A 22760-nucleotide genomic window follows, 5' to 3' on the forward strand; every position below is an offset into this window, starting at 1 on the left:
GCCATGATCCGCATCCACGGCACCCCCAAATCCCGCGCCTTCCGCTGCATCTGGGCGGCGGAGGAAGCCGGCCAGCCCTATGAGGTGGTGCCCACCGGCTTCGGGCCCGGCATCAAGTCGCCCGCGCATCTCAGGGTGAACCCGAACGGCAAGATCCCGGCGATGGAGGATGGCGCGCTGGTGCTCTTCGAGAGCCTGGCCATCAACCTGCACATCGCCGCCAAGGCCGGCGCGCCCCTCATGCCCGCGGGCGATGATGCGAGCCGCGCGCTGCAATGGACGCTCTGGGCCGCGACCGAGGCCGAGCCGGCCGCGATGCAATGGGCCTACAACACCTATATCCGCCCGCCCGAAGAGCGAGACCCCGGCCAGGCCGCAGCCGGCGCGGCCGGGCTGAACGCGCGGCTCGACGTGCTGGAGGGCCAGCTCGGGGCCAATCCCTGGCTGCTGGGCGAGGCCTTCACCATCGCCGACTGCAACCTGGGCGGCGTGCTCTACGGCGCCTGGGCGAACAAGTTCGATTTCGGCGGCCACACCCGCGTGAAGGCTTGGCTCGAGCGCTGCTTCAACCGGCCCGCGGCGCTGGCCGCGCGCGCCTTGCGCGACGCGGCGTGAGCATCATCGAGACGGCCCGGCGCCTCGATGCGCTGGGCTTCATGCCGAGCAAGTCCGGCAATGTCTCGACGCGGATCGAGGGCGGCTTCCGCATCACCCCCTCGGGCCTGCCCTATGCCGCACTGACCGAGTCGGACCTCGTGGAGGTGGCGCCGGACGGAAGCGTCCTGGCAGGCACGCGGCGCCCCTCCTCCGAATGGCGCCTGCATGCCGAGATCTACGCGGCGCGGCCCGAGGCCATGGCCATCGTCCACACGCACAGCCCCCGCGCCACGGCGCTCTCCTGCGCGCGGCGCGGCCTGCCGCCTTTCCACTACATGATCGCACTGGCCGGCGGTGACGATATCCGCTGCGCGGCCTATGCCACCTTCGGCACGGCGGAGCTGGCACTCTCCGCGATCCCTGCCCTGGCGGGCCGGCGTGCCTGCCTGCTCGCCAATCACGGCGTGGTGGCGCTGGGCACCTCGCTCGCCGCGGCCGAGACACTGGCGCGCGAGGTCGAGAATCTGGCCGGCGAATATCTCGACCTGCTGGCAGCGCGGCTTGATCCCGTGCTGCTGACGGCGGAGGAGATGGCGGCGGTCACCGCGCAATTCGGGGGCTATGGGCGGCTGCGCTGAGGCCGAATGAATTACGCGCAATAAATGAAAGAGAGCTTGCTTTTGCGTTTCGTGGATTGAGAATTTCTCTTGTTTTTGACGTCCACGACAACGGAAAAAAGCATGACCCTGCGTCGCCTCCTCCTCGCCACCCTCCTCACCACCGGCATCGCCGGCGCCGCCAGCGCGCAATGCGACACCAGCTTCACCCTGATCAACCGCTCGGGCTCCACCGTGCAGGAGTTCTATTTCGGCAGCAGCGCCCAGCGTGAATGGGGCGTGGACCAGCTCGGCACCAATGTGCTGGTGAACGGCCAGAGCATGCGCTTCCGCGCGCGCAACGCCGGCGCCAACGACTTCAAGATCGTCTGGGCCAATGGCGACACGGCCGAGCTGATGCGGATCGACATCTGCGTCACCAGCGAGATCATCGCCACGCGCCGCGGCATCGAGGCGCGCTGAACATGACCGCGGCCCGCCTTGCGTGGCGGGTCGCGGCTCCCTTCCCGAAACGGCCGCTTCGCGGGGCGCGCAGCGCCATTCCCGCGGCCACTCCGAAAGAACCCCCATGTCCCTCCGCCGCCTCTTCCTCGCCGTCGCGCTCGCCGGGGGCGTCAGCTCCGTGGCCCAGGCCCAGTGCGACCGGCGCTTCACGCTGGTCAATCAATCGGGCTCCACCATCAACCAGTTCTTCTTCGGCTCCAGCGCCCAGCGCAACTGGGGTGTGGATCAGCTCGGCTCCAACGTCCTGCCGAGCGGCCGAAGCATCCGCTACGAGACGCGCCACAGCGGCCGCAACGACTTCAAGGTCGTCTGGGCCAATGGCGCCACGGCGGAGCTCATGAACATCGACATCTGCGCGACCAGCGAGATCGTGGCCACGCAGCGCGGCATCGTCGCGCGCTGAGGCAAGTGCGGGCGCGCGGCGACAAGGCCGCGCGCCCAGCCCCTCAATAGCCTTCCTTCAGCAGCGGGAAGGCGCTGTGCACATTCGGGAAGACCACCGGCGGCGCGCCGATATGCACATGGCCCCGCGTGAGCTGGCCGAAATTATTCACCCCCGTCAGCCCCAGCGCCTTGATCACCTCATCCTCCAGGATCTCGAGCAGCCGCTCGATCCCGTCCGCGCCCTCGGCGGCGAGGCCGTAGAGATAGAGACGGCCGAGCCCCACCCAATCGGCCCCCAGCGCCACCGCCTTCACGATGTCCGTGCCGCGGCTGAAGCTGCCATCCACCATGATCTTCGCACGGCCGGCCACGGCCTCCACCACCTCGGGCAGCACGTCGAGCGAGCCGCGCCCGCCATCGAGCTGCCGCCCGCCATGGTTGGAGACGTAGATCACATCCACGCCGTGCTCGCAGGCGATCGCCGCGTCCTCACCCGTGCCGATGCCCTTCAGGATCAGCGGGATCTTGTGCTTCTCCTTGAAGCGCGCGACCTCGCGCCAGGACAGCGCCGCCTGGTGGTCCATGCCGGTATTGGCCGCGCGCCAGGTCTTCACGAAGCGCTTGGCGATGTCGCGCTCGCGGCGTGAGTAATGCGCCGTGTCCACCGTCATGCAGAAGGCGTCATAGCCGCTGTCCACCACGCGGCGCACATAGTCATCCACGAAGGCGTCGTCGCCGCGCACATAGAGCTGAAACACCTTGGGGCCCTTCGACGCCTCGGCGCAGGCCTCGAGACCCGGCTGGCTGACGCTGCTCAGCATATAGGGCACGCCGAAGGCGCCCGAGCCCTTGGCGACGCTGACGCCACCGCCCGGCTCGAAGCTCTCGAGCGAACCCACTGGCGCGCAGAAGACCGGCAGGCGGATGCGGTGCCCAAAGAAATCCACGCTCGGGTCCACCTTGGAGACATCGTTCAGCACGCGCGGGCGCAGCGCCACGGTGTCGATCGCCATGCGGTTGCGCGCCAGCGTCGTCTCGGTCTCGGTGGCGCCCACCAGATAGTCCCAGACATTGTGATTCAGCTTGATCTTCGCCGCCTTCACGAATTCGTGCAGGACCTGATAGCGTTCCTCGAAATTGCGCATGGTTTTGCTCTCCGCCTTTGGCGCAAACCTAGCTTGTGCGGATGAATTCGGAACCCCCCCTCTCCCGCTTCGCCGCATCCGGCGCGACAATCGCGGCAACAGAGGGAAGCCTTGATGAACGCCACCGAACGCCGCCTCCGCGCCCGCGCCATCCTCGACGGGACGGCCTGCATCCACCCCGCCTCCGTGCATGATCCGCTCTCGGCCCGCATCGCCGAGGAGCTGGGCTTCGAGCTCGGCATGTTCGCCGGCTCCACGGCGTCGCTCGCCATCCTGGGTGCGCCGGACCACATCCTCATCACGCTGACGGAATTCGCGACCCAGGCCCGCCGCATCACCCGGGCCGGCACGCTGCCCCTCGTGGTGGATGCCGACCATGGCTACGGCAATGCGCTCAATGTGAGCCGCACGGTGGAGGAGCTGGAGGTGGCCGGCATCGCCGCCATGTCCATCGAGGATACGGACCTCCCCCGCCCCTTCGGCGCCGCGAAGCCACGGCTGATCTCCATCGAGGAAGGTGTCGGCAAGATGCGCGCCGCCGTCGCCGCGCGCGTGGATCAGAGCCTCTGCATCTTCGCGCGCACGGGGGCGATGAACGTCACCAGCCGAGACGACTGCCTGGCCCGCATCAAGGCCTATAATGACTGCGGCACGGACGGCATCTTCCTGACGGGTGTGACCACCCGCGCCGAACTGGATGCGGCGGCGGAGGTCGCGAAGCAGCCCCTCATCCTGGGCACGCTCAGCCCCGAGATCACCGACCGCGAATACCTGGCGAGCCGCGGCGTGCGCATCGCACTCCAGGGCCATGCGCCGAGCCAGGCGGCGGCCCAGGCCATCCATGCGACGCTGAAGGCCTTGCGGGAGGGGGTGCAGCCCGCCGACCTCAAGGGCCTGCCGGAGAAAGGCGCGATGGCCCGCTGGACGCGCGAGGCGCCCTATGCCGAGGCCATGAAGCGCTTCCTGGATTGATCGCGATCGAGCCCGCCGATCCGTGGGATCGGCGCATTCCGGTCGCGCCCGGATGCCGGTGCCCGCTATCCTTCCTTCGGCCAATGCGGAGGGCTTGGATGTGATGACGAAACGGCGTTGCGGCTCCTTCATCGCCGGTGCGGCGGCGGGCGCCATCCTGGCGGGCGGGTTCGCCCTCGCCCAAGGCCAGCAGGTGCTGCAGGGGCAGAATTACGGACTCGCGCGCGGCAACACCGCGACGCTCTTCTGCCTGACCTCGAACGGCGCGCCGCAGCCGCGCGGCACACCGCTCGTCCAGCAGGCCCGCATCGCGGTCGGCACCACCGCGAATGTCGCGGTGGTGCACGTCACCTGCTTCGACTGACGGCCTCAGCCACGCCGGATGTTCCAGAAGAGCGGCGGCTGGCCCTTCAGCAACCCGGTCAGGTTCCGGCGGATCGCCGTCGGCTGGTAGTACATGCCGGTCGGCACATAGGGCACCTCCTCGAAGGCGATGCGCTGCATCTCCGTCGTCGCCGCCTTCTCCGCCGCCTCGTTCGGCGCGTTGAACCAGGCGTCGCGCTGCGCCTCGATCGCCGGGATCGTCGGCCAGCCGGGCCAGGCATTCTCGCCATTGCCGCGGATCGAGGCGTGGTTCGCCGGGTTCCAGTGGTCCACGCCCGACCAGAAGGTGAAGAAGCCCGACCAGCCGCCCTGCTCCAGCGGGTTGCGGCTGGCGCGGCGGGCCACCAGCGTGCCCCAGTCCGTGCTCACCAGATCCACGTTGAAGCCCATCCGGCGGAACAGGTCCGCCCCCACCAGCGTCGCCGCATTGATCGAGGAGAGGTCCGTCGCGTTCAGCAGGACGAGGCGCGCACCCATCGCACCCGCCGCCTGCAGCTCGGCGCGGGCCGCATCCACGCTCTTGCGCATCCGTTCCATGCTGACATTGCTGGCCGACGGGCTTTCCGGCGCGAAATAGCCGATGCCCTCGCGCCGCAGATCGGGCCGGCCCTCGATGCCCGAGGTGCCGATCACCGCCGTCATGAAGTCGGTCTGGTTGATGGCCGTCAGCACGGCGCGGCGCACGGCCGGGTTGTTGAAGGGCGCCGTCAGGTGGTTCGGGCGGAAGATGCCGATGAGGCCCGTGCCGTTGATGATGTCCACCCGCACATTGCGCGCGGCGGCACCCCGCAGGAAGAGCGGAAACAGGTCCGCTGTCGGCTGCTCCCACCAATCGATCTCACCCGATTGCAGCGCGGCCGAGGCCGTTGCCGGGTCCGGCATGATGTGCCACTCGACGCGGTCGAAATGCGTGACCTTGCCGCCCGCCGTCATCGAGGCATTGCCCTGGCGCGGCACGTAATCCGCGTTGCGCGAATAGGCCAGGCGCGAGCCCGGCACCCATTCGTTCTGGATGAAGCGGTACGGCCCGCTGCCCACGGCTTCGGTGATGTTCGTGAACGGGTCCACATTCGCCAGCCGCTCGGGCATGATGAAGAGGCAGGACGTCGTCACCTTGCTGATGCATTCCAGCATCTTGGGGAATGGCGTGTTCAGCCGGATGGTGAAGACGCGGTCGCTCACCTCCGTCATGTCGGCCACACGGCTCATCAGCACCTGGCCGAAGGCGTCGCGCCGGCCCCAGCGGCGGATGGAGGCGATGCAGTCGCGGCCGCGCACCGGCGTGCCATCATGGAACTTGAGGTTCTCACGCAGCGTGAAGCGCCAGAGCAGGCCGTCATTCTCCACCACATGGCCTTCGGCCATCTGCGACTGCGGGCGGAAATTCTCGTCCATGCCGTAGAGCTGGTCATAGACCAGGAAGGCATGGTCACGCGCCACGAAGGCGGTGTTGGTGAAGGGGTCGATATTCGGCAGGTTGGCATGCGGCACATAGCGCAGCACGCGGTTCTGCGCCGGCTGCGCCATGGCTGGGGCAGCCAGCGATGCGGCCGGCAGGGCCGCCGCGCCGGCCAGGATCTGGCGACGTTGGATCATGGAGTGTCTCCCGAAAATTGGTGGCGGGAGCCTAGCAGGGGTTTCGGCCCTGTCTCTAGCCGGAGCGCGTGCCTTTTCAGGGATTCCGCCGTAGCACCCCTTCCCCGCCGAAACGGCCGCGCGGCGTTTCCGATGCGATGCGCGGTTTCGGACAAATGCGCATCGCGGCCCCAAGGCGCCTTCCCTGGCGCCCCAGGGGCCGCAGCTGAATGTTCCGCCCAGCAAATGATGCGCGCAAGCGCGGCTTCCAGGCGCGGAAGGGGCGGGTTTGGGCGGCAAGGGATCGGGGCGGGGCCTGGGTTCATTCTAGGAAATTATACCTTATCCTCCAGAAAGGCAAAGCTTTTGTGCCGCCGCAATTACGCCATGCGGCGGCGCGATGAGGCCGCCCATGCGCGCGATGATCGAACAATTCCTGCGCTTCGGCGTGGTGGGCACGGTGGGCTTCGTGGTGGATTCCGCGGTGCTGCTGGGCATGATGGCACTTGGCCTCGGCCCCTATGCGGGGCGCGTCATCTCCTACCTTGCCGCCGCCAGCACCACCTTCGCCCTCAATCGCGCCTGGACCTTCCGGGCGGCGCGGCGTGATGCGCCGGTGGCCGCGCAATGGGGCCGCTTCGTGCTGCTGAACCTGGCCGGCTTCGCCGCCAATTACGGCACCTATGCAGCCCTCATCGCGGGCGTGCCCCTGGTGGCCGCCAACCCGGTGCTCGGCGTGGCCGCGGGCTCGCTCGCCGGCATGTTCATCAATTTCGGGCTGTCACGCCGCTTCGTCTTCCAGGGCGGCTGAGACCGGCGCCAAAGGGCCCCTGACCGCGCGGCCACGGCGGGTTCCGCGCGGGCCTGCCGGACCGCAATCTAGCGTTTGGCTTCCGCTGCATACAGGCGTATCGTCCTTGCCGATGGATGGACCCTCGGTTCGCCCACCGAAACGACCTGCCGACAAGCAAAGGAGCGCCGTGACCGAAGCCACCACCCGCCGCGCCCTGGCCGGCCTTGCCCTTGCGGCCGCCCCCGCGGGAATGGCTGCGGCGCAGCCCGCACCGCTGCAATTCGGCGTCATGCCCAATGTCAGCGCCCGCATCCTGCTGGGCCAGTACCAGCCCTTCCGCAGCTTCCTGGAGCAGGAGCTGGGCCGCCCCGTCGAGGTGGTGACCGCCCCCGGCCTCTCGGCCTTCCAGGAACGCAGCGTCGCCGGCGCCTTCGGCCTCGTCGTCACCGCCGCCAATCTCGGCCGCGTGGCGCAGCTCGATGCCGGGCTCACACCCATCGCCATCTATGAGCCGCGCATCCCGGGCACCATCGTCACCCTGCGCGAGCGCCCGCTGACCGCGGCGGCCGAGCTGCGCGGCACCACCATCGCGATGACCAACCCGCAATCGCTGGTCGCGCTGAAGTTCATCCATTGGGCCCGCGCCCAGGGCGTCCAGATCGGCCGTGACGCGCAGGCGACCCATGCCCGCAACGAGGACAGCCTCGCCCAGCTGCTCAACACGGCCGAGACGCGCGCCGCGGTGATGAGCCAGGGCGAGTTCAACGCCATCCGCCAGGACATCCGCGAGAACCTGGTCGTCTGGCAGGTCTTCATCCGCGTGCCGGGCTTCCTCGTCCTGCTCGCCGCCCGCACGCCGGAGGCCGATGCCGCGCGCATCACGGCCGCCCTGGGCCGCTTCCCCGGCAGCGCCCAGGGGCGCGAATTCTTCGCCGCCACCGGCTTCAACGGCATCCGCCCCGTCACCCCGGCCGACCTGGCCGAACTGGACGACGTGGTGGAGGAGACGCGCGCCTTCCTGCGCGGCGCCTGAGTGCTCGCCCGGTCCGGACTGATGCGCATCTCCCTCCGGATCAAGCTCTTCGCGCTCGCCGCCTCGGCGCTGCTGCTTCTGGCCGGCGTCCTCACCTTCATGCAGGACCGCCTGGTGCTGCGCGCGCTGGAGGCCGAGCTGCACGCCCGCGCCATCGCCGTCTGCCCCATCCTCGAGGCGGCGCTCGCCACCCCGCTCGCCGAGCGCGACTACGCGACCGCCCAGGCCGTGCTGCGCGAGGGCGTGGCCTCGGGCAGCTTCGCCCACATGGTGCTGGTGGATGCGCGCGGCCAGCTCATCTCCAGCGAGGGCTGGTCCTTCGGCGACGGCATGCCCCAGCCCGGCCGCTTCCTCATGGCGGATGGCGAGGAGCGGCAGCTCTACACCGTGCCCATCGTGCTCGCCGGCCAGGCGCTCGGCACGCTGCATTTCGGCCTCTCGCGCGAGCCGCTCCAGGCAGCCCACCGGGCGCTGCTCCGGGGTGCCGTGATCGTGGGCCTCATCTCGCTCGCGCTCCTGGTCCCCCTGGTCGAGCTCGGCAACCGCATGCTCTTCCTGCCGATGCGCCGGCTGGAAGCCGCGGCCGCGCGCATCCGTGACGGCGACTACGACATCACGCTCAAGCCCCAGGGCCAGGATGAGGTGGCGCGCCTCACGCTCGCCTTCAGCGAGATGGCGGACGCGATGCGCGCCCGCCTGCGCGCGCTGATGGCGAGCGAGGCTGCCCAGGCCGTGCTGCTGGAGAATGCGCGCATCCGCGAAATCGATCTGCGCGAGGCGCGCGACAAGGCCGAGGTCGCCAACCGCGCGAAGAGCGAGTTCCTGGCCAATATGAGCCATGAGCTCCGCACGCCGCTCAACGGCATCCTCGGCATGGCGCAGGTGCTGGAGGATCCGGACCGCCCGGAGGCGGACCGCGAGGCCATCGCCGCCATCCTCGAATCCGGGCAGCAGCTGCTGCGCCTCATCAATGACGTGCTGGAGCTCTCGCTCTTCGAGACGGGCGGCACGGTGCTGCGCCCGGTCATGGTGCCCGCACGCGGCCTCTTCGCACCCGCCCTGGCGCCGGCCGCCGCCGCCGCGCGCCGCAAGGGCCTCACCTGGAACCTCGATATCGCGCCCGAGCTGCCGCAGACCCTGCGCGCCGACCCCGCGCGCATCACGCAGCTGCTGGGCCACCTGGCCGACAACGCCGTGAAGTTCACGGAAGAGGGCGAGATCTGCGTGAAGGTAGGCTGGACCCAGCGCGAGGCCACGCGCGGCATGCTGCGCGTCGAGCTGCGGGACACGGGCATCGGCATCGCCCCCGCGCTTCGCCCGCGCCTCTTCCTCCGCTTCAGCCAGGCCGAGAGCAGCAGCACGCGGCGCTATGGCGGCATCGGCCTGGGGCTGGCCATCTGCCGGCACCTGACGGAATTGATGGATGGCGTGATCGGCTTCGACAGCACACCCGGCCAGGGCAGCGTCTTCTGGTTCGAGATCCCGCTGCAGACCGCGTGACCGATGGGATGCCATGAGGAGGAAGATGGTCGGAGTGAGAGGATTCGAACCTCCGGCCCCCGCGTCCCGAACACGGTGCTCTACCAGGCTGAGCTACACTCCGACGCCTGTGCAGCGCGTCATAGCGGCAGGACGCCGTCTCGGCAAGCCAGGGCCTTGCAGAAGACGTGAAACAAGAATCTTATATTTTCCTACTCGTTGGGAGATATCGCATGAAGCATTGGTTGGCCGGTCTTGGAGCCGTGGCGCTGATGGGCGCCGCCCCCGTGCTGGAGGCGATGGCGCAGCCCAGCCCCGCCGCGGTCGTCACGCAGCGTCGCGAGGGCTTCAAGGCCGCGGGCGACAACATGACCGCCGTCGCCGCCGTCGCCCGCGCCGGCGGGGACCCGCGCGGCACGGTGGAGCGCATCGCCGCCATCCAGGCCTGGTTCGCCACGGCGGGCACCATGTTCCCGGCCGGCACGCAGCAGGGCGCGCCGGGCCTCGACACCCGCGCCCTGCCCGCGATCTGGACGGACCGCGCCGGCTTCGACGCCGCCATGGCCGCGATGCAGCCGCGCCTCGTGGCCCTTCGGGAGGCCGCGGCCTCGGGCAATGTCGCGAATTTCCAGGCGGCCGTGCAGGCGACGGGTGCCGCCTGCGGCGATTGCCACCGCCCCTACCGGGCGCGCTGAAGCTGCTCTGACAGCCGGCCCGCCATCTCGGTGGGCAGGAAGAAGAAGCTGAAGATATAGGGGTCCGACGCCGCGAAGACCGCGGGGTCGGGGCTCGCCACCTGCATGGTCGCGGCATCGAACTCGGCCAGCGGCCGCAGCGCCCCCGCGTGCCAGAAGAAGCCCGCATAGCCCAGCGCGTGCAGCAGCGCCGGCACGTCGCGCGTGCTGCCGGGCCGGTGCCGTTCCTCGATCTCGATGGAGAGCACGGGGCGTGAGGTGGTGAGCGTCCGGCGCGCGCCCTCCAGCACCTCCTGCTCGGCCCCCTCCGCATCGAGCTTGATGGCGGTCACCTCCCGCAGCTCGAGGCTGTCGAGCGGGAGGACGCGGACGCGATGCGCCTCGGTCGTCACACTCGCATGCTCGGCGTAGTCCTTGCTGATGCTGGCCCATTGCTCCTGCGCCACGCCCTCCAGCACGGGCAGGGTCAGCACCGCCTCGCCCGCCGCGGCACCCAGCGCCACGTCATGCAGCGTGACATGCGGCGGGATGGCGGCGAATTCGGCCGTGAGCGCCGCGCGCAGCCGTGCCATGGCGGAGGGCAAGGGCTCGAAGGCATGGACCCTGCTGCCCGGCAGCCGCGCGAAGGGGATGGTCAGCAGCCCGTCATGCGCGCCGATATCCAGCAGCACGCCCGGCCGGTGCAGGGCGCGGTGGAAATCGAGCTCCTCCATCAGAGGCTCATCACGCCCCGCGAGACCGGCACCACGCCGCCGCCGACCCGCACGCGGATCGTGCCATCCAGCTCCCGCCGCGCGGCCAGCACCAGCAGGCTCGGCCGGCCGAGATCCGCCCCCTGCTCCACCTCCAGCGCCAGGGCCGAGCCGCCGGCCAGCTGCAGCAGCAGGCCCGCCAGCGCGACATTGGCGCCGCCCGTCGCCGGGTCTTCCACGATTCCGTTCAGGGGCGCGAACATGCGAACGCGGCGGCGGCCCACGCCAAGCGGCGTGTGCAGCAGCAGGCCCACGGGCGGGCTGGCCAGCGGGCCGAAACATTGCCGCATGGCGGGGATGTCGGGTGTCGCGGCGGCCAGCAGCTCCACATCCTCCACCTCGGCGATGGCGAAGGGCGCGCCGCATCCGGCCATCAGCGGCGGATGCGCGTTCACATGGATCGCCTCCATCGGCAGCGCCGCGCAGGCGGCGATGGCCGTGCGGTCGAAGGTGGCGCCGACCGTCAGCGGCCGTGGCGCCTCGATCTCAGCGGCCACCGGCAGCCCGCCTGCACCGCGTGTGAGCCAGGCCGTGACATGCCCGGCCGGCTGCTCGAGCACGAGCTGATCCCCCTCATGGCCGATGCGGCGCGCGATCATCACGGCGGCGCCCACATTGGGGTGGCCCGCGAAGGGCAGCTCCATGCCCGGCGTGAAGATGCGCAAGCGAACATCGGCGGGCTCACGCTCGGGCGGCAGGACGAAGACGGTCTCGGAGAGGTTGAATTCGCGCGCGATCGCCTGCAGCGCCGCGTCCTCCAGCCCGTCCGCGCCATAGACGAGGGCCAGCGGATTGCCGCCGAAGCGGGCGGTGGTGAAGACGTCGCAGGTTTCGAATTCAACGTCCATCGAGCGCGTCCCTGATCGCCTGGTTCATGCGGCGCACCCCGGCGGCGGCCCCCTCGGGATGGTTCCACACCGCGCCAACCACCGCCAGGAAATCCGCCCCCGCCCGCACCAGCGGCGCGCAATTCTCCGCCGTGATCCCGCCGATGGCGACGGAGGGCACCTCCATCAGCTCGCTCCACCATTCGAGCAGTTCGGTGTCGGCCACATGCTGCGTCGCCTTCGTGTTCGTCGGGAAGAAGGCGCCGAAGGCGACGTAATCCGCGCCCATCTCGCCAGCCGTCATGGCGAGGTGACGCGAGGCATGGCAGGTGATGCCGAGGATCCTGCCCGAGAGCAGCATGCGCGCGCCGGCATGGTCGCCATCGGACTGCCCGAGATGCGCGCCGTCGCAGCCCATCTCGGCGGCCAATGGCGCGTCATCATTCAGCAGGAAGGCCACGTCGCGCTTCTGGGCGATGGGCATGAGGCGCGCGATGGCGCGCTTCACCTCATCGCGCGGCGCATCCTTCAGGCGCAGCTGCAGGCAGGCGACATCACCCCCATCGAGGGCGGCGGCGAGGTGATCCTCGAAGCCGGCGGGCAGGACGGGGGGCGTGATGAGGTAGAGGCGGCAACGGTCATCCATGCCCTCTGTGTCGCGCGACGGCGCGCTTTTGGAAAGCTTCGCGGCGGCGCGCTTTTGGAAAGCTTCGCGGCGGCGCGCTTTTGGAAAGCGTTGCGACGGCGCGCTTTTGGAAAGCTCGGCGACGGCGCGCTTCTGGAACGCAGGCGTGATCAGCGCCGCGCCGCCAGCCACAGCGCCGGCACCACGCCCAGTTCCATCCCGAGCGCCAGGAGATGCGGCCAGGGCGGCAGGCCCTCGATCATGAGGCCGAGCGCCCGCGCCATGCCCCCCAGCACGAAGATCGCGCAGAGCGCCGAGAAGATCGCGCCGCGCCGCCGCAGATCGCCCGCGCACCAGAAGGTGCCAAGCCCCATGCCCAGCAGCAGGCCCGAAAGGTAGCGCAGATGGCTGCCCGTCGCGGCCCCGCCCACCTCGCCCAGCGCCGCCACGCCGAAGACCGCGCCCGCCCCACCCCCCAGGATGGGAACGAGGCTGGCAAGGCGGATGGCGAGCGGGAGCATGCCGGCGTTACGCCCGGCGCCGGCCTGCGGATGCAGCTTCTATTCCGAGAGCCAGGGCCCGAAATCCTGCCTCAGCGCCTCCATCACGCGCGGCGGCACCGGCGGCCCGCCCTGCCGTGCGGCGACCAGGGCGGTGAGTGCCGCGGCGCGCGCATCGCCCGGCACGCGGCGCCGCGCCTCGGCCAGATCCGCCGTCGCATCCCGGTTGGCCAGCAAGGCGAGGCCGGCCCGCGCGGTGAAGGGTGCCGCGTCGCGCGGCCCGGCGGCAGCGATGGCGCGGGCCAGCTCCGCCTCCGCCCGCTGCAACTCGCCGATGCGGTGCAGCACCAGCGCGCGCTCGGCCAGCAGGTCGGCGCGGCCCGGCGCCTCGCGCAGCCCGGCCTCATAGGCGGTGAGTGCCGCGCCGAATTCATCCAGCGCGCGCCAGGCATTGCCGGCGGCGAGCTGCGCGGCCGGATCGGCCAGCGCGGGGCCTGCCCGAAGCAACGCGGCACAGCAGAGCAACGCGGCACAGAGGATGCGGCGCATGAGGAACCTCCCTGCCCCGCATCCTGCCGAAGCGCGCCTCACCCGCGCAAGGCGATCCCGCCGCCCAGCAGCAAGAGCCCCGCGAAGAAGACGCGCTTGAACATCGCCTCCGAAAGCCGTCCGCGCAGCGCCGTGCCCAGCGCCTGCCCGGCCAGCGCCGGCAGCAGCGCCAGCGCCGAGGTCAGCAGCTGCGCACGCTCCAGCGCGCCGCTGCCGCCGAGCAGGACCCCCAGCGCGAGCGTCGAGACCAGGAAGGCCAGCCCCAGCGCCCGCACCAGCTCATCCCGCGCGAGGCCGATGCCCTGCAGCCAGGGCACCGCCGGAATGACGAAGACGCCGGTGGCCGCCGTCAGCGCCCCGGTCAGCGTGCCGATGAGCCCGCCCGCGCGCTCCGGCCAGCGCGGCCGCCACGCGAAAAGCCCGAGCGCGCCATAGGCCGCCAGCGCCACGCCCAGCAGCACCGCGCCATACCGCCCGCCGAAACCGCCCCAGGCCAGGCCGCCCAGCGCCGTGCCCAGCACGACACCCGCCAGCATGGGCCAGAGCCGGCGCGCCAGCCGCCAGGCCTCGCGCGCGGGCGCGATCTGCACGAGGTTGGTGACGAAGCTCGGCAGCAGCAGCAGGGCCGCCGCCTCGGCCGGCGGGCCCAGCAGGCTCAACAGCGCCATGGCGATGGTCGGCAGGCCGAGGCCGATCAGCCCCTTGCTGAAGCCGGCCAGCAGGAAGACGAGCGCAACGGCCGTGAGATGGAGGGCTGAATCGAACATGGCCCGAGGCTAGCGCCCCGGGCCATGCAAAGCTTCGGAAAGGCCCGAAGCGATCAGACTTTCGTCTTGTAGATGTCGATGATGTCGGAGAGCAGCTTCAGCGCCTCCGCCTTCGGACGCTGGAAGGCGTTGCGGCCGACGATGGAGCCATTGCCGCCACCGGCATGGATGGCGCGCACCTCGTTCAGCAGCGCATCCGCACCCTTGGCCTCACCGCCCGAGAACACCACGAGGCGACGGCCGGCGAAGCAGGCCTGCACGATATGCGCGATGCGGGCCGCGGCATCCTTCACATCCACCGGATGCGACTGGTAGGTCTTCTTCGCCGCATCCAGGAAGATCGCGTCGGAGGGCGGCTTCACCTTGATGATGTGCGCGCCGGTCAGCGCCGCGATGTGCGCGGCATAGGCCGCGATGTCGAGCGCCGTCTCACCCACCTTGTCCAGCATCGGGCCACGCGGATAGGACCAGGTGACGACGGCGAGGCCGACCGCCTTCGCCTCGGCGGAGAGCTCGCGCAGCTCCTCCATCATCTCGAACTGGTACTCGGAGCCCGGATAGATGGTGAAGCCGATGGCCGAGCAACCCAGGCGCAGCGCGTCCTGCACCGTCGCCGTCACGGCCTGGTCCTTCGTCGTGGACAGGCTGTTGCTGCTGTTGACCTTGAGGATGGTCGGGATGCAGCCGGCGTAGGAACCGGCCGCGGCCTCGAGCGCGCCCAGCGGCGCCGCATAGGCGTTCAGCCCCGCCTCGATCGCCAGCTCGAAATGGTAGCGCGGATCATAGGCGGGCGGGTTCGGCGCGAAGCTGCGGGCCGGGCCGTGCTCGAAGCCCTGGTCCACCGGCAGGATCACCATGCGGCCCGTGCCGCCCAGCTTGCCCGTCATCAGGATGCGGGCGAGGTTGCCCTTCGTGCCGGGGTTGTCGCTCTCGTACCACGAGAGGATGTCCTTGACCTTGCGCGTGAGCCGCATCGGGCGCTTCCTTTCCAAAGGGTCGAAATTTGGACGTGGTCTAGGGCAGATCGAGCCAGCGTGCCAGATGCATCCGGCCCTGGGCCTTGTGGAAATCCACGCGCGCGAGGTCGAGCGCGGGCGGTGCAGCGGGCAGCAGCGCGGCGCCCATCGCCCCGGCCAGTTCGGCGAGCGCGGCGAAGGCCGGTACCCTCTGCGCCAGCACCACGCGCGGCACACCGGCGCGTAGCGCGGCCAGCGCATGGCCGGGTGCCGCCGCCGCATCGAGAATCGCGAGCGGCAGCGCGCCATGCGGCGCGAGCAGCGCGAGAAACCCCGCGACACCCAGATAGCCCGCCGCCCCCGGCGCGGAGAGCAAGGCGATCGGCCGGCCTGCCGCCACCTCCAGCGCGAAGGCCACGTCCCGCGCGCCATGGATGATCACGGCTGGCGCTTCTCTCGGTTGACCCTGAACCGGCTGCATGCCAACGCTTTCCCATGCAGAGCGCTGGCAGGTCCAGCACCCGGGAGCAGGCCTTGGACGCGAACGATATCACCCTTCTCGCCGCGGACCGGCTGGAAGCGGCCCTGGAGCGGTTGGCCGAAGCCCTGGAAGCGCGCGAACGCCGGCACCTCGAAGCCCGGGAAGCCGCCGTCCAGGCCGCGCTCGCCGAGGCCCGCGCCACCGCCGCCGGCCCGCCGGCCGACATGGTCTCCCGTGCCGAGATCGAGCGCCTCTCGGCCAGGCTGGACGAGGCGCTGGGCAAGCTGCGCGCCCTGGTTGGCGACGAATCCGGCGCGGAAATCTGAGGAGCACGCCCATGGGCCAGGTGAACATCCGCGTGAACGGCTACAGCCACACCATCGGCTGCAAGGATGGCGAGGAGCAGCACGTCCAGGACCTCGTCGGCCAGATCGAGGAGAAGGTGCGCGTCATCCGCTCCATGGGCGGCCAGTTCAGCGAATCGCGCATGCTGCTGCATGTGGCGCTCCTCTTCGCCGATGAGGCGAATGACCTGCGGATCGACCTCGCGCGCCTGCGCAGCCAGGGCGGCGTCGCCACCACGGCCGCCCCCGCCACCGACCCTCGCCTGGCCGAGCGTCTCTCGCGCATCGCCGAACGGATCGAAGGCATCGCGAGCGCGATCGAGAAGCCGTAACGCTTCCTCAGGCGAGGCGCAGCCGCGCTCGCAGCGTCGCCATCAACTCCCTGAGCGCGGCCGTCGCCGCCGCCGTCTCGCCCAGCCCGCTCAGGCCGCGGCGGATCATCTGCTCGGGCACCTGCCCGGCATGCACCATGGACCAGCGGGAGAAGACGCGGCGCGCAGCGGGGTGCAGCGCCAGCAGCGTCACGTCCCGGTGGCGCTCATCGCGCATGATGCGGGCATAGAGCGCCTCGAGCGCACCGCGCTCGCCCTCCAGCACCTGCGCGAACCAGCGGCGGCTGTGCAGCAGCGCGCCGGTCAGCCCGGCCTCGGCATTGTGGCGGCGCGCCACCTCGAGGATGGCGGCGAGGTGCTTCGCCGATTCCGCCCCGCTCGCCGCTGTCGCCCGGCTGACATAGGCCAGGCGATGCAGGCCGGTCGCGATGGGCGGCAGGATGCGCTCCTCGGCGATCAGCGCCTCGCCCGCCACACGCAGCAGCAGCGCGGCGCGCGGCTGCCCCGAGGCCGAAGCCACCCGCGCCATCCCGAGAAGCGAGGCGCCGAGCGGCAGCCCGCCCGCGGGTTGGGGCGATGGGGCGGCGATCGCAAGACTCTCCGGGCCGGACATTTATTTTGAACTCGTTTTGATCGGGGCAGCTTGCGCCCTTCCTGGCCCGGGCGCCAGCACGATCTCGCTTTCCTTGCCTTTCGCCCCCCCAGGGCCTACCTCTGACGGGCGAGGCTGCCCGGTGCGTCAGGTACAGACATCCCCAGGGCCAATACGCAACTCCCGGGAACTGGCGCTGGCCGGGCCGAGGTCCGGCTATCTGGTGCCCACCTGCTTATGGCAGGCCTTGGGAGGATGCAGACGCCAACGGCCAGGGCGGCTTCGCACTCACGCCCCGCCGGGGGGCTCGCAAGGCGAGCCCCCCGGCGGGGCGTGAGTGCATTTTTAGCGGCCCTCAGACGCCGGGCGCGCGCTCCGCGCGCTTGGCTTCGGGATGCTGAAGCATCCCGCCGGGCCTATTCGGCCCGGATTCTCGCAGGGCGGCGCAGAACTTGCGCAGGTCGCGCCGCCGCACCGGACTCGCCTTCGTTTCGGCTTGCGCTACATCTGCGACATGACCGAAGCCCCGCTCCTCGCCGCCAAGGCCGAACTTCGCCGCGCGGCTCTGGCGGCGCGGCGCGCCTCGCCCGAAGCGGGCGTGATGCTGCGCGACGTGATCCTGCGCGAGGCGCCGCCGAACCCCGGCGCCGTCATCGGCGGCTTCTGGTCGATGGGCAGCGAGATCCCGACGCGCCCGCTCCTCGAAGCCCTGCACATGCGCGGCCACGTCATCGCCCTGCCTGTCACGCCGCCGCGCGGCAACCCGCTCTTCTTCCGGCCCTGGTCGCCCGCCACGCCCATGGCGCGCGGCCCCATGGGCACGCAGCACCCGGCGGAGGGCGAGACCGTGACACCCACCTGGCTCCTCGTGCCGCTGCTCGCCTTTGACCGCAGCGGCGCGCGGCTCGGCTATGGCGGGGGGTATTACGACCGGACGCTCGCCCTGCTACGCGGCGCCACGGCCATGGGCGTCGCCTATGCCGCGCAGGAGATCGCCCAGGTGCCCACCGGCCCGCATGATGCCCGCCTCACCGCCATCGCCACCGAGCAGGGCGTGATCCGCCCGTGAGGATTCTCTTCCTGGGCGACATCGTCGGCCGCGCGGGCCGTGATGCCCTCACCCAGCGCCTGCCCGCGCTGCGCGAACAGCTCGATCTCGACCTCGTGGTCGTGAATGGCGAGAACGCCAGCCACGGCTTCGGCCTCGCGCCCGACATGGCGCGCGCCTTCTTCGCCGCCGGCACCGATGTCATCACGCTGGGCAACCACGCCTGGGACCGGCGCGAGATCATCCCCTTCCTCGCCGAGGAAAAGCGCGTCATCCGCCCCGCCAATTTCCCGCCCGGCACGCCCGGCGCCGGCGCCGTGGTGGTCGAGGTCCGCGGCGGGCGGCGCGCGCTGGTCATGAACGTCATGGGGCGCCTCTTCATGGACCCGCTGGACGACCCCTTCCGCGCCGTCCAGGCCGAGCTGCAGCGCCATACGCTCGGCCGCACCATCCAGGCCGCCATCCTCGACGTGCATGCCGAGGCGAGCAGCGAGAAGCAGGCCTTCGGCCACAGCTTCGACGGCCTGCTGAGCCTGGTCATCGGCACCCACACCCATGTGCCGACGGCCGATCACCAGATCCTGCCCGGCGGCACCGCCTACCAGACCGATGCCGGCATGTGCGGCGATTATGACAGCGTGATCGGCATGCAGAAGGGCGGCGCGGCACTCCGCTTCTGGAAGAAGATGCCGGGCGAGAAGCTGGCCCCGGCCGAGGGCGAGGCCACGCTCTGCGGCCTCTACCTCGAGACCGATGACGCGACCGGGCTTGCGACCCGCGTGGCGCCGCTCCGCCAGGGCGGCCGCCTCAGCCCGGTGATGCCGTAGCGCGACCGACGCGACAGAAGCCCCGCCGCCGCGCGATCATCCCGCGACAGAGCGCGTTCATTCTCCCTCTCACGGCGCCGGAACATCCCGGCCCGCCCCGAGATCCAGGAGAACCGCCATGATCCGCCTCACCGCCCTCGCCGCCGCCCTCGTCAGCGCCAGCCTCGCCATGCCCGCGCAGGCGGGGTGGAGCAATGGCGTGAACCTGAACGGCGTCAGCATCAACGGCGTCAAATCGAACGGCGTGAAGGAGAACGGCACCAAGAACAACGGCGTCCAGCAGCATGGCGCCGCCGCCGCGACCGGCGCGCTGCTCCAGGGCCTCACCCTGCCCAACGGCGTGACCATCGCGCGCTGAGCGCCCCGGCCGGCCAGGAGGCCCCCCAATGATCCGCGTGATCCTGATCTTCTGGGCCCTGCTCGCCCTCCTGGTCGCCCCCGCTTTGGCCCAGGGGGGCGGCGCGCCCCTCACGCTCACGCGCTTCGGCGCCGAGGGCGGCGATTTCCGCGCCGAGCTCTCCGATGGCCGCATCCTGCGCGGCGCGGATCTCATCGGCGCCGAGCTGAACATGACCGAGGCCGGCACCCCCTACCGCCTCCGGATCGCCACGGCCGAGCCCGAGGCGGGCGGCTTCGCCCCCGATCTCTGGCTCTTTCACCTCATCCTCATCGCCCCCGACGGCACCGCCCGCGACCATTGCGAGCCCGACCCCGAGGGCCGTTCGCTCGCCATTCCCTACCCGGCGCCCGATCAGCCTCTCGGCTTCACCCTCACCTGCACATCCGGCGCCGTCGGCAAGTGCATGCGCGCGGGGTATCGCCCCTGGGCCCTCGCCGCCGACGGCATCACCCCCCTCGCGCCCTATCACGCGGCCTGCGTGAACCTGTTTCGCGCCGCCTATGGCGGCCCGGACCAGCCCTGGACCCGCGACGGCATGCGCATCGACCTCTATGACCGCATCGGCATCCAGCAACCGGACCGCATGGAGGGCCAGAGCTTCGAGGCCGGCTGGACGCCCGAGGGCGCGGTCTGCCTGGCGCACCCCCGCGTGCCGGAGAACGGCTCGCTCGAGGAGATCGCCGCCGCCATTCCGCGCCTCATCGGCCGGACCGGGCCGGAGTTCTGCACCGAGGCGCGCGCCGCGGCGCTTGGCGCCCTGGTCTTCAACCGCTCCGACGCGCCGCGTCAGGGCATGACGCGTTGAGGCGGAATCGCCGAGGCGCTGAATCAGATGCTCGGCAAGCGGAGTGAGCGCGTGTCAACGCAGCGACCGCCCAGCCCGACGCGAGGTTGACGCCAGCGCCCCACCCTCCCTATACAGCCGCACGCCCGGGTTGGAGCTTCCTTCGCCGGCCATGCCTTTTTGACCCCAAGCTTGTCTTTCGTTGAGATTCTCAGGAGCCTGCCGTGAAGCGCACCTATCAGCCCTCCAAGCTCGTCCGGAAGCGCCGGCACGGTTTCCGCGCCCGCACCGCCACCGTGGGTGGCCGCAAGGTGCTGGCCAACCGCCGCTCCAAGGGCCGCGCCAAGCTCTCCGCCTGATCCATTGACCCCCGCGGCGCGAGAGGGAGGGCCAGCCATGCTCGGTCGCCTCAAGCGCCGCGCGGAATTCGTTCGGGCCGCCAAGGCCGGGCGCAAGGCGGCAAGGGATACCCTGGTCCTCCAGGCCCTGCCCCGCACGGATGACGAGACCCGGCTGGGTTTTACCGCCACCAAGAAGATCGGCAATGCGGTGGCCCGCAACCGGGCGAAGCGCCGCCTGCGCGCCGCCGCCCGGCTGCATCTCACGGCCCACCCGGCACCCGGGCACGATCTGGTATTGATCGCCCGCGACAGCACCGGCTCCTGCCCCTTCCCGGCGCTGATGGCCGATCTCCAATCCGCGCTCCGCAAGGCCGGCGTGCCCCCCCAGCGATGAGCGCCCTCCCATGAATCCGGGAACCGCCGTGCTCAAGGGCGCCGTCATCGCCTATCAATGGACCCTGCGGCCCATCCTGGGCTGCAATTGCCGCTTCTACCCCTCCTGCTCCTCCTTCGCCGTCGAGGCGCTGACCGAGCACGGGGCGATCCGCGGCTCCTGGCTCTCCGCCCGGCGCGTCCTGCGCTGCAACCCCTGGCATCCGGGCGGCTACGACCCGGTCCCGCCCTCCCTGAATCGGCTGGCCGCGCGCGGCCCCGAAACCTGATCGAGACCCATGGACCAGAAGCGCCTCCTCGCCGCGATCGCCCTTTCGATCGGCATCCTGCTGACCTTCGAGGTCTATAACCGCTCGCAGAACCCGGCCCCGGTCACGCCGCCGCCGGCCGCCAGCACGGCCGCCGTGCCGCTGCCCAGCACGCCCGCCACGCCGGGCGGCGCGGCGGCACCGGCCGCCGTCACCGCCGCACCCGCGGCAGCCCCCGCCCAGATGGTCGCCGTCGAGAATCCGCGCGTGCAGGGCCGCATCTCCGCCCGCGGCCTGATGCTCGAATCCCTGATCCTCAAGGATTACCGCGAGACGATCGAGCGCAACTCGCCCCTCGTCACCCTGCTCGCCCCGCGCAACACGCCCGAGGGCTATTTCGCGCAATGGGGCTGGACCGCCGCCGATGGCCGCACCCGCGTGCCCGACAACGACACCGACTGGACCGTCACCGGCGGGCCGCTCACGGCCACCAACCCCGTCACCTTCACCTGGGACAATGGCCAGGGCCAGGTCTTCCAGGCGCTGCTGAGCCTCGACGCCAACTACATGTTCCACATGCAGCAGCGCGTGGTGAACAACGCGGCGGAACCCGTGCAACTCCTCCCCTGGGCCCGCATCCGCCGCGAGCGCACGCCGCAGGTCGCCGGCTTCTTCATCCTGCATGAGGGCTTCATCGCCGTGCAGGATGGCCGCCTGACCGAGATCACCTACAGCGACGGCAAGAAGGAACAGACCGGCCCTCGCCGCGCCCAGGGCTCCGCCTGGGACAATGAGGCCGCCGAGGGCTGGGCCGGCCTCTCCGACAAATACTGGCTGACGGCGCTGACCCGCGCCGATGACGGCACGCGCCTGCGCTCCGCCTTCCGCCACATCCAGGATGGCCCGGTGGATCGCTGGCAGGTGGATGTCGCGCCGCCCGCCCCCGTCACCATCGCGCCCAATGCCACCGATGTGCTGGCCACCCGCCTCTTCGCCGGCGCCAAGGAAGTCCGCCTGCTCGACGACTACGCGACGCGCCTGCGCATCCAGGACTTCGACAAGGCGATCGATTTCGGCTGGTTCTACTTCATCACCAAGCCCTTCTTCTACGGGCTGGACTGGCTCTTCCTGCTGACCGGCAACATGGGTGTGGCGATCATCATCTTCACCCTGGTGCTGAAGATCGCCTTCTTCCCGCTGGCCAACAAGGCCTACAAGAGCATGAGCCGGATGCGCCTGCTCGCGCCCAAGATGACCGAGATCCGTGAGCGCTACAAAGAAGATCCGCAGAAGATGCAGGCGGAGATGATGGCGCTCTACAAGACCGAGAAGATCAACCCGGCCTCGGGCTGCCTGCCCATCCTGATCCAGATCCCGGTCTTCTTCGCGCTCTACAAGGTGCTCTTCGTCACCATCGAGATGCGCCATGCGCCCTTCTTCGGCTGGATCCGGGATCTCTCGGCGCCCGATCCGACCAATTTCTTCAACCTCTTCGGCCTGATCCCCTTCGATCCGCCGACCTTCCTGCACCTGCCGGCCTGGGCCATCGCCATGGGCCTGACCATGTACTTCCAGCAGAAGCTGAACCCGCAGCCGCCCGATCCGATCCAGCAGAAGATCTTCCAGTGGATGCCGGTGATCTTCACCTTCATGCTGGCGAGCTTCCCGGCGGGCCTGGTCATCTACTGGACCTGGAACAACCTGCTCTCCATCGGCCAGCAGTGGTACATCATGCGCCTCGACGCCAAGGCCCAGGCGGCCAAGCCGCCGAGCCAGGGTGGCACCGGCGGCGCCGTGGCCGCGAAGAAATGAGCCC

The 22760-nt window shown here is 70.5% G+C and carries 31 protein-coding genes and 1 tRNA gene; 20 read left to right on the forward strand and 12 right to left on the reverse strand.

Translation table 11 applies throughout. The features are described 5' to 3' along the window. Window positions 1–3 precede the first annotated feature (3 nt). From KTR66_RS17800 to KTR66_RS17815, 4 genes are all read left to right on the forward strand, one after another. Window positions 4–615, forward strand: coding sequence for a glutathione S-transferase family protein (locus KTR66_RS17800; RefSeq protein ID WP_213614877.1), 612 nt, complete (start codon window positions 4–6; stop codon window positions 613–615). After that, the gene (locus KTR66_RS17805; RefSeq protein ID WP_371819161.1) at window positions 612–1235 is read left to right on the forward strand and encodes a class II aldolase/adducin family protein; all 624 of its coding nucleotides are present in this window, start codon (window positions 612–614) and stop codon (window positions 1233–1235) included. The genes KTR66_RS17800 and KTR66_RS17805 overlap by 4 nt, the downstream gene beginning before the upstream one ends. A gap of 102 nt (window positions 1236–1337) precedes the next feature. Beyond that, a complete protein-coding gene (locus KTR66_RS17810) occupies window positions 1338–1676 on the forward strand; it encodes a hypothetical protein (RefSeq protein ID WP_213614879.1) in 339 nt (112 codons plus the stop codon). Between the two features lie 106 nt (window positions 1677–1782). Then, window positions 1783–2121 carry a hypothetical protein gene (locus KTR66_RS17815; protein WP_213614881.1) on the forward strand — a complete coding sequence of 113 codons (339 nt, stop codon included), beginning with the start codon at window positions 1783–1785 and terminating at the stop codon, window positions 2119–2121. Between the two features lie 43 nt (window positions 2122–2164). Here KTR66_RS17815 and KTR66_RS17820 read toward each other — a convergent pair whose 3' ends face one another. Next, window positions 2165–3247 carry an alpha-hydroxy acid oxidase gene (locus KTR66_RS17820; protein ID WP_213614883.1) on the reverse strand — a complete coding sequence of 361 codons (1083 nt, stop codon included), beginning with the start codon at window positions 3245–3247 and terminating at the stop codon, window positions 2165–2167. A 114-nt stretch (window positions 3248–3361) separates the two neighbouring features. Here KTR66_RS17820 and KTR66_RS17825 point away from each other — a divergent pair, with 114 nt between their 5' ends. Both KTR66_RS17825 and KTR66_RS17830 read left to right on the forward strand, forming a co-directional pair. Continuing rightward, window positions 3362–4219 (forward strand): oxaloacetate decarboxylase, encoded by an 858-nt coding sequence (locus tag KTR66_RS17825; RefSeq protein ID WP_213614885.1) that lies wholly within the window; start codon window positions 3362–3364, stop codon window positions 4217–4219. A 103-nt stretch (window positions 4220–4322) separates the two neighbouring features. Then, window positions 4323–4583: a hypothetical protein gene (locus tag KTR66_RS17830; RefSeq protein WP_213614887.1), complete on the forward strand. Its 261-nt coding sequence runs from the start codon at window positions 4323–4325 to the stop codon at window positions 4581–4583. 5 nt (window positions 4584–4588) lie between these two features. On the opposite strand, the gene KTR66_RS17835 is transcribed toward KTR66_RS17830, so the two are convergent. Further along, window positions 4589–6196 carry an ABC transporter substrate-binding protein gene (locus KTR66_RS17835; RefSeq protein ID WP_371819162.1) on the reverse strand — a complete coding sequence of 536 codons (1608 nt, stop codon included), beginning with the start codon at window positions 6194–6196 and terminating at the stop codon, window positions 4589–4591. Between the two features lie 394 nt (window positions 6197–6590). Here KTR66_RS17835 and KTR66_RS17840 point away from each other — a divergent pair, with 394 nt between their 5' ends. The 3 genes from KTR66_RS17840 (at window position 6591) to KTR66_RS17850 (ending at window position 9504) form a co-directional block, all read left to right on the forward strand. Then, window positions 6591–6989, forward strand: a complete 399-nt coding sequence (locus KTR66_RS17840; RefSeq protein ID WP_249732232.1) for a GtrA family protein — start codon at window positions 6591–6593, stop codon at window positions 6987–6989. A gap of 169 nt (window positions 6990–7158) precedes the next feature. Then, on the forward strand, window positions 7159–8004 hold the full coding sequence (locus KTR66_RS17845) for a PhnD/SsuA/transferrin family substrate-binding protein (RefSeq protein WP_213614894.1): 846 nt from the start codon (window positions 7159–7161) through the stop codon (window positions 8002–8004). A 21-nt stretch (window positions 8005–8025) separates the two neighbouring features. Next, window positions 8026–9504, forward strand: a complete 1479-nt coding sequence (locus KTR66_RS17850) for an ATP-binding protein (RefSeq protein ID WP_213614896.1) — start codon at window positions 8026–8028, stop codon at window positions 9502–9504. Between the two features lie 26 nt (window positions 9505–9530). On the opposite strand, the gene KTR66_RS17855 is transcribed toward KTR66_RS17850, so the two are convergent. Then, a tRNA-Pro gene (locus KTR66_RS17855) sits at window positions 9531–9607 on the reverse strand. Window positions 9608–9716: 109 nt separating this feature from the next. On the opposite strand from KTR66_RS17855, the gene KTR66_RS17860 reads away from it, so the two are divergent. Next, the gene (locus KTR66_RS17860; RefSeq protein ID WP_213614898.1) at window positions 9717–10178 is read left to right on the forward strand and encodes a cytochrome c; all 462 of its coding nucleotides are present in this window, start codon (window positions 9717–9719) and stop codon (window positions 10176–10178) included. On the opposite strand, the gene KTR66_RS17865 is transcribed toward KTR66_RS17860, so the two are convergent. From KTR66_RS17865 to KTR66_RS17900, 8 genes are all read right to left on the reverse strand, one after another. Continuing rightward, entirely contained in the window at window positions 10163–10891 is a 729-nt protein-coding gene (locus KTR66_RS17865) for an FkbM family methyltransferase (RefSeq protein ID WP_213614900.1), read from the reverse strand. The genes KTR66_RS17860 and KTR66_RS17865 overlap by 16 nt on opposite strands. Beyond that, a complete protein-coding gene (locus KTR66_RS17870) occupies window positions 10891–11778 on the reverse strand; it encodes a PhzF family phenazine biosynthesis protein (RefSeq protein ID WP_213614902.1) in 888 nt (295 codons plus the stop codon). Before KTR66_RS17870 ends, KTR66_RS17865 begins: the two co-directional genes overlap by 1 nt. Continuing rightward, window positions 11768–12403, reverse strand: coding sequence for a thiamine phosphate synthase (gene thiE, locus KTR66_RS17875; protein WP_213614904.1), 636 nt, complete (start codon window positions 12401–12403; stop codon window positions 11768–11770). The genes KTR66_RS17870 and thiE overlap by 11 nt, the downstream gene beginning before the upstream one ends. Before the next feature lie 149 nt (window positions 12404–12552). Then, window positions 12553–12903: a DUF4345 family protein gene (locus KTR66_RS17880; RefSeq protein ID WP_213614906.1), complete on the reverse strand. Its 351-nt coding sequence runs from the start codon at window positions 12901–12903 to the stop codon at window positions 12553–12555. Window positions 12904–12942: 39 nt separating this feature from the next. Beyond that, window positions 12943–13431 carry a hypothetical protein gene (locus tag KTR66_RS17885; RefSeq protein ID WP_213614908.1) on the reverse strand — a complete coding sequence of 163 codons (489 nt, stop codon included), beginning with the start codon at window positions 13429–13431 and terminating at the stop codon, window positions 12943–12945. Between the two features lie 38 nt (window positions 13432–13469). After that, complete coding sequence (locus tag KTR66_RS17890; RefSeq protein ID WP_213614910.1) at window positions 13470–14198, reverse strand: sulfite exporter TauE/SafE family protein; 729 nt, start codon at window positions 14196–14198, stop codon at window positions 13470–13472. A 53-nt stretch (window positions 14199–14251) separates the two neighbouring features. Continuing rightward, complete coding sequence (locus tag KTR66_RS17895; RefSeq protein ID WP_213614912.1) at window positions 14252–15172, reverse strand: class I fructose-bisphosphate aldolase; 921 nt, start codon at window positions 15170–15172, stop codon at window positions 14252–14254. A 40-nt stretch (window positions 15173–15212) separates the two neighbouring features. Next, window positions 15213–15596: a hypothetical protein gene (locus KTR66_RS17900; RefSeq protein WP_213614914.1), complete on the reverse strand. Its 384-nt coding sequence runs from the start codon at window positions 15594–15596 to the stop codon at window positions 15213–15215. A gap of 92 nt (window positions 15597–15688) precedes the next feature. Here KTR66_RS17900 and KTR66_RS17905 point away from each other — a divergent pair, with 92 nt between their 5' ends. Continuing rightward, entirely contained in the window at window positions 15689–15961 is a 273-nt protein-coding gene (locus KTR66_RS17905; RefSeq protein WP_213614916.1) for a hypothetical protein, read from the forward strand. Between the two features lie 11 nt (window positions 15962–15972). Next, window positions 15973–16311, forward strand: a complete 339-nt coding sequence (locus KTR66_RS17910) for a cell division protein ZapA (protein WP_213614918.1) — start codon at window positions 15973–15975, stop codon at window positions 16309–16311. 7 nt (window positions 16312–16318) lie between these two features. Here the strand turns inward: KTR66_RS17910 and KTR66_RS17915 are convergent, their stop codons facing one another. Continuing rightward, window positions 16319–16924, reverse strand: a complete 606-nt coding sequence (locus tag KTR66_RS17915; protein WP_213614920.1) for a BLUF domain-containing protein — start codon at window positions 16922–16924, stop codon at window positions 16319–16321. A 493-nt stretch (window positions 16925–17417) separates the two neighbouring features. Between KTR66_RS17915 and KTR66_RS17920 the strand changes: the two genes are divergently transcribed. The 8 genes from KTR66_RS17920 (at window position 17418) to yidC (ending at window position 22756) form a co-directional block, all read left to right on the forward strand. Then, the gene (locus tag KTR66_RS17920; protein WP_213614923.1) at window positions 17418–17972 is read left to right on the forward strand and encodes a 5-formyltetrahydrofolate cyclo-ligase; all 555 of its coding nucleotides are present in this window, start codon (window positions 17418–17420) and stop codon (window positions 17970–17972) included. Beyond that, a complete protein-coding gene (locus KTR66_RS17925) occupies window positions 17969–18778 on the forward strand; it encodes a TIGR00282 family metallophosphoesterase (protein ID WP_213614925.1) in 810 nt (269 codons plus the stop codon). The genes KTR66_RS17920 and KTR66_RS17925 overlap by 4 nt, the downstream gene beginning before the upstream one ends. A gap of 118 nt (window positions 18779–18896) precedes the next feature. Continuing rightward, a complete protein-coding gene (locus tag KTR66_RS17930; RefSeq protein ID WP_213614927.1) occupies window positions 18897–19136 on the forward strand; it encodes a hypothetical protein in 240 nt (79 codons plus the stop codon). Window positions 19137–19164: 28 nt separating this feature from the next. After that, on the forward strand, window positions 19165–19983 hold the full coding sequence (locus KTR66_RS17935; RefSeq protein ID WP_213614929.1) for an ADYC domain-containing protein: 819 nt from the start codon (window positions 19165–19167) through the stop codon (window positions 19981–19983). A gap of 203 nt (window positions 19984–20186) precedes the next feature. Next, complete coding sequence (gene rpmH, locus KTR66_RS17940) at window positions 20187–20321, forward strand: 50S ribosomal protein L34 (protein WP_131547129.1); 135 nt, start codon at window positions 20187–20189, stop codon at window positions 20319–20321. Window positions 20322–20358: 37 nt separating this feature from the next. Then, the gene (rnpA, locus tag KTR66_RS17945; protein WP_213614931.1) at window positions 20359–20697 is read left to right on the forward strand and encodes a ribonuclease P protein component; all 339 of its coding nucleotides are present in this window, start codon (window positions 20359–20361) and stop codon (window positions 20695–20697) included. A 10-nt stretch (window positions 20698–20707) separates the two neighbouring features. Further along, window positions 20708–20965 (forward strand): membrane protein insertion efficiency factor YidD, encoded by a 258-nt coding sequence (gene yidD / locus KTR66_RS17950; protein ID WP_213614933.1) that lies wholly within the window; start codon window positions 20708–20710, stop codon window positions 20963–20965. A 9-nt stretch (window positions 20966–20974) separates the two neighbouring features. Continuing rightward, complete coding sequence (gene yidC, locus KTR66_RS17955; protein ID WP_213614935.1) at window positions 20975–22756, forward strand: membrane protein insertase YidC; 1782 nt, start codon at window positions 20975–20977, stop codon at window positions 22754–22756. Window positions 22757–22760 lie beyond the last annotated feature (4 nt).

It is taken from the genome of Roseococcus sp. SDR (assembly GCF_019083995.1).
GTDB lineage: Bacteria > Pseudomonadota > Alphaproteobacteria > Acetobacterales > Acetobacteraceae > Roseococcus.

Excerpts from the sequence above, each read along its gene's own strand:
- yidD (WP_213614933.1), top strand. The coding sequence starts at position 20,708 with ATGAATCCGGGAACCGCCGTGCTCAAGGGCGCCGTCATCGCCTATCAA.
- KTR66_RS17800 (WP_213614877.1), top strand. The coding sequence starts at position 4 with ATGATCCGCATCCACGGCACCCCCAAATCCCGCGCCTTCCGCTGCATC.
- KTR66_RS17840 (WP_249732232.1), top strand. The coding sequence starts at position 6,591 with ATGCGCGCGATGATCGAACAATTCCTGCGCTTCGGCGTGGTGGGCACG.
- yidC (WP_213614935.1), top strand. The coding sequence starts at position 20,975 with ATGGACCAGAAGCGCCTCCTCGCCGCGATCGCCCTTTCGATCGGCATC.
- KTR66_RS17870 (WP_213614902.1), bottom strand. The coding sequence starts at position 11,778 with ATGGACGTTGAATTCGAAACCTGCGACGTCTTCACCACCGCCCGCTTC.
- KTR66_RS17910 (WP_213614918.1), top strand. The coding sequence starts at position 15,973 with ATGGGCCAGGTGAACATCCGCGTGAACGGCTACAGCCACACCATCGGC.
- KTR66_RS17885 (WP_213614908.1), bottom strand. The coding sequence starts at position 13,431 with ATGCGCCGCATCCTCTGTGCCGCGTTGCTCTGCTGTGCCGCGTTGCTT.
- KTR66_RS17820 (WP_213614883.1), bottom strand. The coding sequence starts at position 3,247 with ATGCGCAATTTCGAGGAACGCTATCAGGTCCTGCACGAATTCGTGAAG.
- KTR66_RS17895 (WP_213614912.1), bottom strand. The coding sequence starts at position 15,172 with ATGCGGCTCACGCGCAAGGTCAAGGACATCCTCTCGTGGTACGAGAGC.
- KTR66_RS17935 (WP_213614929.1), top strand. The coding sequence starts at position 19,165 with ATGATCCGCGTGATCCTGATCTTCTGGGCCCTGCTCGCCCTCCTGGTC.
- KTR66_RS17815 (WP_213614881.1), top strand. The coding sequence starts at position 1,783 with ATGTCCCTCCGCCGCCTCTTCCTCGCCGTCGCGCTCGCCGGGGGCGTC.
- KTR66_RS17830 (WP_213614887.1), top strand. The coding sequence starts at position 4,323 with ATGACGAAACGGCGTTGCGGCTCCTTCATCGCCGGTGCGGCGGCGGGC.
- rnpA (WP_213614931.1), top strand. The coding sequence starts at position 20,359 with ATGCTCGGTCGCCTCAAGCGCCGCGCGGAATTCGTTCGGGCCGCCAAG.
- KTR66_RS17880 (WP_213614906.1), bottom strand. The coding sequence starts at position 12,903 with ATGCTCCCGCTCGCCATCCGCCTTGCCAGCCTCGTTCCCATCCTGGGG.
- KTR66_RS17850 (WP_213614896.1), top strand. The coding sequence starts at position 8,026 with ATGCGCATCTCCCTCCGGATCAAGCTCTTCGCGCTCGCCGCCTCGGCG.
- KTR66_RS17860 (WP_213614898.1), top strand. The coding sequence starts at position 9,717 with ATGAAGCATTGGTTGGCCGGTCTTGGAGCCGTGGCGCTGATGGGCGCC.
- KTR66_RS17865 (WP_213614900.1), bottom strand. The coding sequence starts at position 10,891 with ATGGAGGAGCTCGATTTCCACCGCGCCCTGCACCGGCCGGGCGTGCTG.
- KTR66_RS17825 (WP_213614885.1), top strand. The coding sequence starts at position 3,362 with ATGAACGCCACCGAACGCCGCCTCCGCGCCCGCGCCATCCTCGACGGG.
- KTR66_RS17930 (WP_213614927.1), top strand. The coding sequence starts at position 18,897 with ATGATCCGCCTCACCGCCCTCGCCGCCGCCCTCGTCAGCGCCAGCCTC.
- KTR66_RS17890 (WP_213614910.1), bottom strand. The coding sequence starts at position 14,198 with ATGTTCGATTCAGCCCTCCATCTCACGGCCGTTGCGCTCGTCTTCCTG.
- thiE (WP_213614904.1), bottom strand. The coding sequence starts at position 12,403 with ATGGATGACCGTTGCCGCCTCTACCTCATCACGCCCCCCGTCCTGCCC.
- KTR66_RS17920 (WP_213614923.1), top strand. The coding sequence starts at position 17,418 with ATGACCGAAGCCCCGCTCCTCGCCGCCAAGGCCGAACTTCGCCGCGCG.
- KTR66_RS17915 (WP_213614920.1), bottom strand. The coding sequence starts at position 16,924 with ATGTCCGGCCCGGAGAGTCTTGCGATCGCCGCCCCATCGCCCCAACCC.
- KTR66_RS17810 (WP_213614879.1), top strand. The coding sequence starts at position 1,338 with ATGACCCTGCGTCGCCTCCTCCTCGCCACCCTCCTCACCACCGGCATC.